Genomic DNA, 12,647 nt, shown 5'->3' on the forward strand with positions numbered 1-12,647 from the left:
AGTAATTAGCCAGCGATCTGACCAACGAACGGGTTCGCAAAGGTGAAGAACAGAGCGATACCAACACCGATCATGGTTACGGCGTCGAGCAGACCGGCAACGATGAACATTTTGACTTGCAGCATTGGAACCATTTCTGGCTGACGCGCAGCGCCTTCCAGGAACTTGCCGCCCAGCAGGCCGAAACCAATTGCGGTACCCAGTGCGCCCAGGCCGATCAACAGTGCAACAGCGATAGCGGTTAGACCAACTACAGTTTCCATCTTTCCTCCCGACTTTTACGTCGTATGGTTTAGGTTTTTTTAATTTAAAGCGGTAAAACAAATCGTTTCATCGTGGCCTGTTCGGGCCCCCTCCCGTTTGACCGGGAAGGACATCAGACTAGTCGAGACTGGCCTTAATGGTTTTCTTCGTGCGCCATCGACAGGTAGACGATGGTCAGCATCATGAAGATGAACGCCTGCAGGGTGATGATCAGGATGTGGAACACAGCCCACGCCCACTGCAGCGCTACGCCCAGGCCGCTGAGCCAGAGCAGGCCGCTGCCGAACATCACAGCGATCAGGATGAACACCAGCTCGCCGGCATACATGTTGCCGAACAGACGCAGGGCCAGAGAGATTGGCTTGGCGATCAGGGTCACGAATTCCAGCAGGAAGTTCACCGGGATCAGCAGGGCCTGAACGAGGATGTTCTTGCTGCCGAACGGATGCAGGGTCAGCTCGCCGATGAAGCCGCCGATGCCCTTGACCTTGATGCTGTAGAAAATGATCAGTGCGAAAACCGAGAACGCCATGCCCAGGGTCGCGTTCGGGTCGGTGGTCGACACGGCGCGGAACGGAATGTGGTCGTCGCCGGAGATCAGGATGGCCAGTTGAGGAATCCAGTCGACCGGGATCAGGTCGATGGCGTTCATCAGGAACACCCAGACGAAGATGGTCAGTGCCAGCGGCGCGATTACCGGGCTACGACCGTGGAAGCTGTCCTTCACGCTGCCGTCGACGAACTCGACCAGGACCTCAACGAAGTTCTGCAAGGCGCCGGGCTGACCCGAAGTCGCCTTTTTCGCCGCCATGCGGAACAGGAAAACGAAAATCAGGCCCAATGCGATCGACCAGCCGAGGGTATCGACGTGGAAAGCCCAGAAACCCATCTCCTTGGCTTCTGCTGCGGAGTGGGCAAAGCCCCAGCCGCCGTTGGGTAGCTGACCGAAGGTCAGGTTCTGCAAGTGGTGCTGGATATAGCCCGAAGCGGTTGTCTCTGCCATGGTTGCCTCAAACGCCCTAAGGTCTCGAAAGTCTTGTTCTCATTAGCAGGGGAGCGAACCAGCTGACCAGTTGGGTCAGCACGAACACGCCGAATACAGCCAGCGGCGCCAGTGGCTTCACACCTGCGAACGTCAGTGCAAAGAGCACTGCCGTCAAAATCAGTTTCCCCGCCTCGCCGGCATAAAAAGACCGGACGATAGCCTGGGCTGCTCGGGCGCCGGAAAACCGAAATGCCCTGTGAGCAAAGTAAATATTGGGAAGCAAGGCTATCAGGCCTCCGCAAAGACCTGAGTATCCGGCGACGACTCCCTTCCATTGCCAGAGCGCCAAGGTGGCGATCAGTACAACGACGAACTGGGCCATCAAGACCGGGAAAACTGCCAGACGATGGAACGGCAAGCGGTTTGGCGTGCGGGTTTCCATCGCTTTTGCTCTCCAAGGGTCGGCTGCCTGAAATCAATAACTTGGCATAATTTGTGCCGACAAAATGCGCGCAGAGTATAGGGGCGGTTCTGCCCCTATTCAACTGCTGGGTAGTGATTTCCGACTGCGCGCTACAAGAGCAATTGTTTCAGCGAATGTGTGCAAGGACTCCTTGCAACTCATCGAGGGAGTTATAGCCGATCACCAACTGCCCCTTGCCCTTCTTGCCGTGGCGAATCTGCACCGCAGAGCCCAGGCGCTCGGCCAGGCGCTGTTCCAGACGAGCGATATCCGGGTCGGGTTTGGGGGCTTCGACAGGAGCCGGCTTACCATTGAGCCATTGCCGAACCAGTGCCTCAGTCTGGCGCACGGTAAGACCTCGTGCGACAACATGTCGCGCCCCTTCAACCTGTTGATTTTCCGGCAAACCGAGCAAGGCCCGGGCATGACCCATTTCCAGATCGCCATGGGACAGCATGGTCTTGATGACTTCCGGCAACGCAATCAAACGCAACAGGTTGGCCACGGTCACGCGAGACTTGCCCACCGCCTCGGCAACCTGCTGCTGAGTCAGCTGGAACTCCTGCTGCAACCGCTGCAGGGCCACCGCCTCCTCGATCGGGTTGAGGTCTTCGCGCTGGATGTTCTCGATCAGCGCCATGGCAATGGCAGTTTCATCCGGCACATCGCGCACCATTGCCGGAATGGTTTCCTGACCGGCCTGCTGGCTGGCGCGCCAGCGGCGTTCGCCGGCAATGATCTCGAAACGACCGCTGCCGATGGGACGCACCACAATCGGCTGCATTACGCCCTGGTTCCTGATCGACTGAGCCAGCTCTTCCAACGCCTGCGGATCCATGTCCCGGCGCGGCTGGTATTTGCCCCGCTGGATCAGGTCCAGCGGCAGATGCTGCAGCTCGCGCTGGTCGGCCCGCACGGCCTGTTCTTCCAGCGCACTGACGGTGGGACCGCTGAGCAGCGCGTCCAGTCCACGTCCGAGACCACGTTTCTTGACGGCCATGGGGTTTCCTTAAGTTGGCTGGGCGGCAGCGGTGCGTGGGTTACGGCGCTGACGGCGAACCATCTCGCCCGCCAGGGCCAGGTAGGCCAGCGCACCACGGGATTGTTTGTCGTAGGCCAGGGCCGGCATGCCGTAGCTCGGCGCTTCGGCCAGACGGATGTTACGCGGAATGACCGTGTCGTAGAGTTGCTCGCCGAAATGCTCCTTGAGCTGGACCGACACGTCGTTCATCAGGCTCAGGCGCGGGTCGTACATGGTGCGCAACAGGCCTTCGACTTTCAGGTCAGGGTTCAGCAACTCGGAAATGCGCTTGATGTTATCCACAAGGTCGCTCAACCCTTCCAGGGCGAAGTACTCGCACTGCATGGGGATAATGACCCCATCGGCGGCCACCAGGGCATTCAAGGTGAGCATCGACAACGACGGCGGGCAGTCGATCAGGATGTAGTCGTAGTTTTCCCGGATCGGCGCCAAAGCACTGCGCAGACGGCTTTCCTTCATCTGCATTTCCAGCAGTACCACTTCGGCGGCCGTCAGGTCACGGTTGGCCGGCAGCAGTTGATAACCGCCATGCTCGGAGAAATGCATGGCCTGGCCCAGATCGCATTCACCGATCAGAACGTCGTAGATGGAGTTTTCCAGGCCATGTTTATCCACACCGCTGCCCATGGTGGCGTTGCCCTGTGGATCAAGATCGATCAACAGCACCCGGCGCTTGGTCGCGACCAGGGATGCTGCGAGGTTGATGCAGGTGGTGGTCTTGCCCACACCACCTTTCTGGTTCGCTATCGCGAATACCTTAGCCATTCTTGCTTGTATTCCCAATCATGCCGTGCGGCGCAGTATCAGCAGATGGCGTTGGCCTTGGCAACCGGGTACGGCCAGGGCGTGTTCGCTATCGAGGTGAAAATCTGCCGGCAATGCTACCAGCTCATCGGCCGGATGGACGCCCTTCATTGCCAGCCATCGCGTATTGGCGTCGCCCAGGTGGCGAGTCCAGTTGCTGAAGTTCTCCATACTGCTGAATGCACGGGAAATGATCCCGTTGAAAGGTTGTGCAGGCTGGAACGCTTCTACGCGACTGTGGATAACTTGCAGGTTATCCAATTTGAGTTCGAGTTTGACCTGGGTCAGGAAGCGGGTCTTCTTGCCGTTGCTGTCCAGGCAGGTGACTTGCGCGTCCGGAAACAGGATCGCCAACGGGATACCCGGCATGCCTCCACCGCTGCCTACATCGAGCCAGCGACCGTTTTCGATGAATGACATCACGCTGAGGCTGTCGAGCAGGTGGCGCGAAACCATTTCGTCCGGATCACGGACTGCGGTCAGGTTGTACGCCTTATTCCATTTGATCAACAGCGCCAGATAACCCAGCAGTTGTGCATGCTGGGCTTCGCTCAGGCTGACCCCGAGCTGGCGGGCACCTGTGGATAACTCTTCGGCGTGTTGCGAGGTGACCATCGAACTCAAGCGCTTTGCTCCAACTGACGGCCCGCGCCGCGTTTTTTCAAATGAATCATCAACAGGGAAATCGCCGCTGGCGTAACGCCGGGAATGCGCGAGGCCTGGCCCAGGGTTTCCGGACGGGTTGCACCGAGCTTGCTCTGGATTTCCTTCGACAACCCGGAAATGCCGGTGTAATCGATATCCACAGGCAGCTTGGTGTCTTCACTGGCGCGCAGACGGGCGATTTCGTCTTGCTGACGGTCGATGTAACCGGCGTACTTGGTTTTGATCTCGACCTGTTCGGCCACTTGTGGATCTTCCGCTCCCTGGCCGGTCACTTCCACCAACCCGACATAATCGATTTCCGGGCGGCTCAAGAGGTTGAGCAAGTTGTACTCGTGGGTCAGCGGCGTGCCGAATTTCGCCGCGATGGCATCGCCCTGCTCGGTACCGGGACGAACCCAGGTGCTTTTCAGGCGCTGCTCTTCCAGTTCGATGCTTTCACGTTTCTTGCAGTACGCCGCCCAACGCACATCATCTACCAGCCCCAGCTCACGACCTTTCTCGGTCAGGCGCAGGTCGGCGTTGTCTTCGCGAAGGATCAGGCGATATTCGGCGCGGGATGTGAACATCCGATACGGTTCCTGGGTACCCAGGGTAATCAGGTCGTCCACCAACACACCGATGTATGCCTCATCGCGGCGTGGGCACCAGCTGTCCTTGCCCTGGGCGCGCAGTGCCGCGTTGGCACCGGCCAACAACCCTTGGGCGCCGGCCTCTTCGTAACCGGTGGTGCCATTGATTTGCCCGGCGAAGAACAGGCCGCCAATGACCTTGGTTTCCAGGCTGTACTTCAGGTCACGCGGATCGAAGTAGTCGTACTCGATGGCGTAGCCCGGGCGAACGATGTGAGCGTTTTCCATGCCGCGAATCGATTGCACGATCTGCAATTGCACATCGAACGGCAGGGAAGTTGAGATTCCGTTCGGGTACAGCTCGTGGGTCGTCAGGCCTTCGGGCTCGATGAAGACCTGGTGGCTTTCCTTGTCGGCAAAGCGATGGATCTTGTCTTCGATCGATGGGCAATAACGCGGACCGATGCCTTCGATTTCACCGGCAGCGGAATACATCGGCGAACGATCGAGGTTCGCCGCAATGATTTCATGGGTGCGGGCATTGGTATGGGTGATCCAGCAACTGACTTGCCGTGGATGCTGTTCCTTGCTGCCCATGAACGACATCACGGGGATCGGGGTGTCGCCCGGCTGCTCGGTCATGACCGAGAAATCCACAGAACGGCCGTCGATGCGCGGCGGAGTACCGGTTTTCAATCGACCGACACGCAAGGGTAATTCCCGCAGACGCTGGGCCAGGGCGATGGACGGTGGATCGCCGGCACGGCCGCCGGAATAATTCTGCAACCCAATGTGGATAAGTCCACCGAGGAAGGTTCCGGTGGTCAACACAACGGAATCGGCGAAGAAACGCAGGCCCATTTGAGTCACGACACCCCGGACCTGGTCCTGCTCGACAATCAGGTCATCGGCCGCTTGTTGAAATATCCACAGGTTCGGCTGGTTTTCCAGGATTTCACGGACAGCAGCCTTGTACAGGACCCGGTCTGCCTGGGCGCGGGTAGCGCGAACGGCTGGACCCTTGCGGCTGTTCAATACGCGAAACTGGATACCACCCTTATCGGTTGCCATGGCCATCGCACCGCCGAGGGCGTCGATCTCCTTGACCAAGTGGCTTTTACCGATCCCACCAATGGCAGGGTTGCAGCTCATGGCGCCGAGGGTTTCCACGTTATGCGTCAACAGCAGGGTTTTTGCGCCCATGCGTGCTGATGCAAGTGCTGCCTCGGTACCGGCATGACCGCCGCCGATGACGATCACTTCAAAACGGGAAGGGAAATCCACCACGCACCTCGTGCCTGCTTATTCAGGTAATTCGGAAATAGGTTATGAGTCTGGCCTGGGCGTTTTCTGGACCAGGTCGGCAAGTATAGGGACTTCCCCCTTCCTAAAGAACCCTTTGCACAAAATTTAACCAGCTGTGGAGAACTCGCGGTTAAAAAATTAAAAAAGAGAGAAATTTATAAAATCTTTGTTTTTATGTTTATTCTTACGTCCGCCCCTATCTGTGGATAAACGTACATAAGCCTTTATTCACCTGATGTACAGAGATCCTGAACCCTGTGGTCATCTACGAATGAAGGGGTTGGATAACCGGTGTAAGCCTGTGGATGAAAATGCCTGTTATCCACAGAGGCCGTTATATCCAGTTTTTAAGGGGGGTTATCAACGGGGCTCAGCGGCAGTTATTCACAGAGCTTAATCCACAGACCGGATGGCATCCGACCACAGGCGAGCCGCCATGAAGGGCAATCGAGGATGAGAAGAGAGGTCGGGCTGCCGCGACAGAATTCGGCGCGCAGCCCGGTTTTTTGAAGAAGGGATTACTTGCCGATGCAGAAGCTGGAGAAGATCCGCCCGAGCAGGTCATCGGAGCTGAAAGCCCCGGTGATTTCACCGAGGAAATGTTGGGCTTGGCGCAGATCTTCAGCCAGCAACTCCCCGGCGCCCGCGCAGGTCAGTTGGGTACGTCCATGTTCCAGGGCTGCGCTGGCATGACGCAAGGCCTCGAGATGCCGGCGCCGGGCACTGAAGCTGCTTTCCGAGGTTTGTTCATAGCCCATGCAGGCCTTGAGGTGCTCCCGTAGCAGTTCCAGCCCTTCGCCTGCTGCCTTTGCACTCAGGCTGAGGGTGACGTGGCCATCGTCACTCACTTCGAGCGCTATCGCCTCCCCTGTCAGATCCGCCTTGTTGCGAATCAACGTGACTTTCGCCGGATCCGGTCGGACTTCGAGAAATTCGGGCCACAAGGCGAAGGGATCGGTCGCTTCCGGTGCCGTGGCGTCGACCACCAGCAATACACGGTCTGCCTCGCCAATGGCCCTCAGCGCACGTTCTACCCCAATCTTTTCGACCTGGTCATCGGTATCGCGAAGTCCCGCGGTATCCACAACGTGCAGCGGCATGCCATCGATGTGGATATGTTCGCGCAAGATATCCCGAGTCGTGCCGGCAATCTCAGTGACGATCGCCGCCTCTCGACCGGCCAGGGCGTTAAGCAGGCTCGATTTTCCCGCATTCGGTCGTCCTGCAATCACCACCGTCATGCCGTCACGCAATAAGGCGCCTTGCCCGGCCTCGCGCAAGACTGTGGATAATTCTTCACGGACCTTATCCAGCATGTTGAGGACATGGCCATCAGCAAGAAAGTCGATTTCTTCCTCAGGAAAATCGATTGCCGCCTCGACATAGATCCGCAGGCCGATCAACTGCTCGGTAAGGTTATGCACACGCTGTGAAAAGGCACCCTGCAATGAACGCAAGGCATTGCGCGCAGCCTGTGCAGAACTGGCTTCGATCAGGTCGGCAATCGCTTCAGCCTGGGCCAGGTCGAGTTTGTCGTTGAGGAATGCTCGTTCGCTGAATTCTCCCGGCCTGGCGAGGCGGCAGCCCAGTTCCAGGCAGCGCTTGAGCAACATATCCAGCACGATAGGCCCGCCGTGGCCTTGCAGCTCCAGGACGTCTTCTCCGGTAAAGGAATTCGGTCCAGGGAAATACAAGGCAAGGCCTTCGTCGAGTACTTGTTGGTCATCGCTGAAAAACGGTCCGTAATGAGCGAACCGCGGCTTGAGCTCACGTCCACTGATGGCTTTGGCTGCGACACTGGCCAAAGGCCCTGAGATACGGACGATGCCGACTCCACCTCGTCCCTGGGCAGTGGCAACGGCGGCGATGGTTTCACGAGGTGCGCTCATAAACCTGTATCCAGACAAAAGTGACAGATAGCAAAACGCCCCACGAGGGGGCGTTTTGTGTGGTTATCCACAATGCAAGTTACGCCTCGGCTTTTTTCGTAGCCGATTCGATCTTACGCGTGATGTACCACTGTTGAGTAATGGACAACACGTTGTTCACAACCCAGTACAGCACCAGACCTGCCGGGAACCACAGGAAGAAGAAGGTGAAGATGATCGGCATCATTTTCATGACCTTCGCTTGCATCGGGTCCGGAGGCGTCGGGTTCAACTGCTGCTGGATGAACATGGTGGCGCCCATGATGATCGGCAGGATGAAGAATGGATCCTTGATCGACAGGTCGGTAATCCACAGCATGAACGGCGCCTGACGCATTTCCACGCTTTCCAGCAGAACCCAGTACAGCGCCAGGAATACAGGCATTTGTACGAGAATCGGCAAGCATCCACCCAGCGGGTTGATCTTCTCTTTCTTGTACAGCTCCATCATGGCCTGGGACATTTTCTGACGATCGTCGCCATGTTGCTCTTTCAGAGCGGCCAGTTTCGGAGCCACTGCGCGCATGCGAGCCATCGATTTATAGCTGGCGGCCGACAATGGGAAGAAGATTCCCTTGATCAGCATGGTCAGGAAAATGATCGACCAGCCCCAGTTACCGACGATGCTGTGGATATGTTGCAACAGCCAGAAGATAGGCTGGGCAATGAACCACAGGAAACCGTAGTCCACCGTCAGTTCCAGACCTGGGGACAACTCTTTCAATACGGCCTGGCTTTTCGGACCGGCGTACAGAATGGCACTGGTTTCGACCTTCGCCCCAGGCGCCGCGCTCAATGCCGGGCCGGTGTAGCCGACGATGTAGTTGCCCCTGCTGTCCTTACGCGTTTGGACAATATTTGTTTCGCCCTTCTGTGGAATCCAGGCGGTTACGAAATAATGCTGCAGCCAGGCAACCCAGCCACCTTGAACGGTTTCCTTGAGCTGCGCCTTGTCCATGTCCTTCATGGACACTTTCTTGTACGGCTCCGAACTTGTCCACAGGGCAGCACCCAGATAAGTCGCGGTACCGGTGGCGGTGCTGGAAGAAGGATCATCGCTGGCGTCGCGTTTCAGTTGCGCGAACATAGCGCCAGACCACGGTTGGGCGCTCTGGTTGTCGACCAGGTAGGAAACAGTCACGTCATACAGGCCACGTTTCAGAGTGAAACGCTTGATGTAGTTGACGCCGTCCTTGCTGAATTTCAGGTCGACAACCAATTGGTCCTGACCATCAGCCAGTTGATAAGTCTTCTTCTCGGCGGAGTAAACCGGACGACCGGCCGGGTTTGCATCCGGGCCGTTGGTGCCGATCAGGCCACTCTGGGCCAGATAAGTCCGCTCGTTGCCGTTATCGAACAACTGGAACGGGATTTCCGGATGATCCTGACGACGTGGATAAAGCGGCAGCTTCAACTGTGCGATGTCACCACCTTGTGGATCGATTGCCAGCTCGAGCACGTCCGTCTTGACCTGAATGAGGTCTTTGCTTGCAGCCACGGGAGCTTCGGCAGGGGCGCTGGTTTCGCTTGCCGCGCGCGGTATGTCATCACTGCTGGCAGCGTTGTTGCCGGAAGCGGTGTCCGGCAGGCTCGGTGCGGTATTGCTGGCTGCAACATTCTGAGTCGGCAGGGCAGCCTGGCCATAGTCCTGGTTCCATTTAAGAACCATGACGTAAGACACGATTGCCAGGGCGACGATCAGGATCGTGCGTTTGATATCCATGATTACTCGGCCATCGAAGAAGAACGGGAGGTAGGGATAGGCGGAACCGGGTCGTAGCCGCCGGGATTCCACGGATGACAGCGACCTAAACGACGAAAGGTCAGCCAGCCACCGCGCAAAAGGCCATGGTTTTCTATGGCTTCATACGCGTAGCAGGAACAACTGGGGTAAAAACGACAGTGACTGGCCATCAGGGGACTAATGGCGTAGCGGTAAAACTGGATCGGAACGAGTGCCAGTTTACGCATCGGGACTGTCTACCCCTACAGTTTCGGTATTGGGCGCAGGAGCGGGCTTGTTACGCGCCAGACGCTTCCAGAGCTTGCCGAAGTGCTGAATCAATTCGGGGTTTTCTACGTCACCCAAACCTTTGCGTGCGACGATAACGATGTCCCAGCCGACCAGTAAATCCTGGTTCAGGCGAAACGATTCGCGCATCAGACGTTTGAGGCGATTGCGCTGCACAGAGAGCTTGACGCTCTTTTTCCCGATAACCAGCCCTAATCGGGGGTAATCGAGATCGTTGCTGCGTGCAAGGAGCAGGAGATTTTTCCCCGGAACCTTACCGGTAGGGGAGTCAAAGACTGCCTTGAAATGCCGGGGTGTAAGCAGACGCTTTTCCCGACTGAAGTCCTGACTCACCTCCAATGCCGGATTATCAAACTGCCAGACGTGCGCGACCTTTGGCGCGGCGACGCGACAGGACGGCACGACCGTTCTTGGTAGCCATGCGAGCACGGAAACCGTGGGTACGAGCGCGTTTGATAGTGCTTGGTTGGAAAGTACGTTTCATGTCGTGTTACCTGGTTCGTCCACAACGGGCCGGAATGGCCCCTGTTTTAAGAGACCGGGGATTCTAGAGAAAGCAAGACCCTAGGTCAATTTCCAACCAACGTTTCCTTTAAATAGATGAGAGCCGGCGAATCGGTTCGCAAAGCCACCGCTCACAGATATAAAAAGAAGGGAATTATTTAAAGCTTTTTTGTGAAGCTTATAAAGGCAAGGCTGGCAGGTATCTGTGGATAACTAACCTCAGCCCTTATGGTGCGTGGCGTAGAGAGAATGACAACTACAAGGGAAAGCCGTGATCAGCCTGTGCTGCGCTGTCGGATAAGCTGTGTGCGGAATGAGTGGTTATCCACAGGCCGGTTATCCACTGGGATTCGAGGGGACTTTTCCAACGCCCTGAAGCCTGGTTATCCACAGGGCTTATCCACCGACCGTTTGTCACCTTTTTTATGGTTAAGGCTTTGATAATTCCTTGGAGGATGTGCCACCTGCGTGTGGATAAGTGAACGCCTGCTCGCTACAATGGCCGCTTGTTTTTGCCTCACCGGCTTTCAACTTAGGGGATATCCGTGTCAGTGGAACTTTGGCAGCAGTGCGTGGAGCTTTTGCGCGATGAGCTGCCTGCCCAACAATTCAACACTTGGATCCGTCCACTACAGGTCGAAGCCGAAGGCGACGAGTTGCGCGTCTATGCTCCGAACCGTTTCGTCCTCGACTGGGTCAATGAAAAGTACCTGGGGCGGGTCCTGGAACTGCTCGACGAGCACGGCAATGGCATGGCGCCTGCCCTATCCTTATTGATAGGCAGCAAGCGCAGCTCAGCGCCGCGGGCTGCGCCCAATGCGCCGTTGGCGGCGGCGGCCTCTCAGGCCCAGGCAGCCGCGGCGCCGGTCAACCATGCCGCTCCTGCCCCAACTGCCCCGACGCCTGCGCCGAGCAAACGCAATGCACAAAAGGTGGAAGAGGTCAGCGAGGAGCCTTCGCGCGATAGTTTCGACCCTATGGCCGGCGCCAGCTCCCAGCAGGCACCGGTGCGTTCCGAACAACGCACCGTCCAGGTCGAAGGTGCGCTCAAGCACACCAGCTACCTGAACCGGACGTTCACCTTCGAGAACTTTGTCGAAGGTAAATCCAACCAGCTGGCCCGGGCGGCCGCCTGGCAGGTCGCGGATAACCCCAAGCATGGCTATAACCCGCTGTTCCTTTATGGCGGTGTGGGCCTGGGTAAAACCCACTTGATGCACGCTGTGGGTAACCACTTATTAAAGAAGAACCCGAATGCCAAGGTCGTGTACCTGCATTCCGAGCGCTTCGTGGCCGACATGGTCAAGGCCTTGCAACTGAACGCGATCAACGAATTCAAGCGTTTCTACCGGTCGGTGGACGCCTTGCTGATCGACGACATCCAGTTCTTCGCTCGCAAGGAACGTTCCCAGGAAGAGTTTTTCCACACCTTCAACGCACTGCTCGAGGGCGGGCAGCAGGTGATTCTTACCAGTGACCGTTATCCGAAGGAAATCGAAGGCCTGGAAGAGCGCCTGAAATCCCGATTCGGCTGGGGTCTGACGGTGGCTGTCGAGCCGCCCGAGTTGGAAACCCGTGTGGCGATCCTGATGAAGAAGGCCGATCAGGCCAAGGTCGAACTGCCACACGATGCTGCGTTCTTCATTGCCCAGCGTATCCGTTCGAACGTGCGCGAACTCGAAGGCGCCCTCAAGCGGGTGATCGCTCATTCGCACTTTATGGGTCGCGACATCACCATCGAGCTGATTCGTGAGTCCTTGAAAGACCTTCTGGCCCTTCAGGACAAATTAGTGTCTGTGGATAACATCCAGAGAACTGTAGCTGAATACTACAAAATCAAGATATCCGACCTGTTATCCAAGCGCCGCTCGCGTTCGGTAGCTCGTCCACGTCAGGTGGCCATGGCCTTGTCCAAGGAACTGACCAACCACAGTCTGCCGGAAATCGGCGATGTGTTTGGTGGACGCGACCACACCACGGTGCTGCACGCCTGCCGCAAGATCAACGAACTTAAGGAATCCGACGCGGACATCCGCGAGGACTACAAGAACCTGCTGCGTACACTGACCACTTGATGACCAGCGC

13 protein-coding genes are annotated in these 12,647 nt (G+C 57.2%); 1 reads left to right on the forward strand and 12 read right to left on the reverse strand.

Features of this window, described 5'->3' with window-relative positions; translation table 11 throughout:
• Positions 1–5 precede the first annotated feature (5 nt).
• The 12 genes from atpE to rpmH form a co-directional block, all read right to left on the reverse strand.
• A complete protein-coding gene (gene atpE, locus AD666_RS06860; RefSeq protein WP_003097235.1) occupies positions 6–263 on the reverse strand; it encodes a F0F1 ATP synthase subunit C in 258 nt (85 codons plus the stop codon).
• A 134-nt stretch (positions 264–397) separates the two neighbouring features.
• Positions 398–1,267 carry a F0F1 ATP synthase subunit A gene (gene atpB, locus AD666_RS06865; RefSeq protein WP_053149227.1) on the reverse strand — a complete coding sequence of 290 codons (870 nt, stop codon included), beginning with the start codon at positions 1,265–1,267 and terminating at the stop codon, positions 398–400.
• Between the two features lie 16 nt (positions 1,268–1,283).
• On the reverse strand, positions 1,284–1,691 hold the full coding sequence (locus AD666_RS06870) for a F0F1 ATP synthase subunit I (RefSeq protein WP_053149230.1): 408 nt from the start codon (positions 1,689–1,691) through the stop codon (positions 1,284–1,286).
• A gap of 148 nt (positions 1,692–1,839) precedes the next feature.
• Positions 1,840–2,712: a ParB/RepB/Spo0J family partition protein gene (locus AD666_RS06875; protein WP_053149233.1), complete on the reverse strand. Its 873-nt coding sequence runs from the start codon at positions 2,710–2,712 to the stop codon at positions 1,840–1,842.
• Positions 2,713–2,721: 9 nt separating this feature from the next.
• The gene (locus AD666_RS06880; RefSeq protein WP_024777783.1) at positions 2,722–3,519 is read right to left on the reverse strand and encodes a ParA family protein; all 798 of its coding nucleotides are present in this window, start codon (positions 3,517–3,519) and stop codon (positions 2,722–2,724) included.
• A gap of 18 nt (positions 3,520–3,537) precedes the next feature.
• On the reverse strand, positions 3,538–4,173 hold the full coding sequence (gene rsmG / locus AD666_RS06885) for a 16S rRNA (guanine(527)-N(7))-methyltransferase RsmG (protein ID WP_172679604.1): 636 nt from the start codon (positions 4,171–4,173) through the stop codon (positions 3,538–3,540).
• 5 nt (positions 4,174–4,178) lie between these two features.
• Entirely contained in the window at positions 4,179–6,077 is a 1,899-nt protein-coding gene (mnmG, locus tag AD666_RS06890) for a tRNA uridine-5-carboxymethylaminomethyl(34) synthesis enzyme MnmG (protein ID WP_053149241.1), read from the reverse strand.
• A gap of 539 nt (positions 6,078–6,616) precedes the next feature.
• Positions 6,617–7,987 (reverse strand): tRNA uridine-5-carboxymethylaminomethyl(34) synthesis GTPase MnmE, encoded by a 1,371-nt coding sequence (gene mnmE, locus AD666_RS06895; RefSeq protein WP_053149244.1) that lies wholly within the window; start codon positions 7,985–7,987, stop codon positions 6,617–6,619.
• 79 nt (positions 7,988–8,066) lie between these two features.
• On the reverse strand, positions 8,067–9,749 hold the full coding sequence (gene yidC / locus AD666_RS06900) for a membrane protein insertase YidC (RefSeq protein WP_053149247.1): 1,683 nt from the start codon (positions 9,747–9,749) through the stop codon (positions 8,067–8,069).
• Between the two features lie 2 nt (positions 9,750–9,751).
• Positions 9,752–9,997 carry a membrane protein insertion efficiency factor YidD gene (gene yidD / locus AD666_RS25870; protein WP_010465488.1) on the reverse strand — a complete coding sequence of 82 codons (246 nt, stop codon included), beginning with the start codon at positions 9,995–9,997 and terminating at the stop codon, positions 9,752–9,754.
• Positions 9,990–10,391: a ribonuclease P protein component gene (gene rnpA, locus AD666_RS06905; RefSeq protein WP_053149700.1), complete on the reverse strand. Its 402-nt coding sequence runs from the start codon at positions 10,389–10,391 to the stop codon at positions 9,990–9,992. The genes yidD and rnpA overlap by 8 nt, the downstream gene beginning before the upstream one ends.
• 16 nt (positions 10,392–10,407) lie before the next feature.
• Positions 10,408–10,542 (reverse strand): 50S ribosomal protein L34, encoded by a 135-nt coding sequence (gene rpmH, locus AD666_RS25875; protein ID WP_003213577.1) that lies wholly within the window; start codon positions 10,540–10,542, stop codon positions 10,408–10,410.
• 565 nt (positions 10,543–11,107) lie between these two features.
• Between rpmH and dnaA the strand changes: the two genes are divergently transcribed.
• Positions 11,108–12,637, forward strand: a complete 1,530-nt coding sequence (dnaA, locus tag AD666_RS06910; RefSeq protein WP_053149250.1) for a chromosomal replication initiator protein DnaA — start codon at positions 11,108–11,110, stop codon at positions 12,635–12,637.
• The last annotated feature ends 10 nt before the right edge of the window (positions 12,638–12,647 follow it).

The organism is Pseudomonas sp. Pf153 (assembly GCF_001269775.1).
Lineage (GTDB): Bacteria > Pseudomonadota > Gammaproteobacteria > Pseudomonadales > Pseudomonadaceae > Aquipseudomonas > Aquipseudomonas uvaldensis.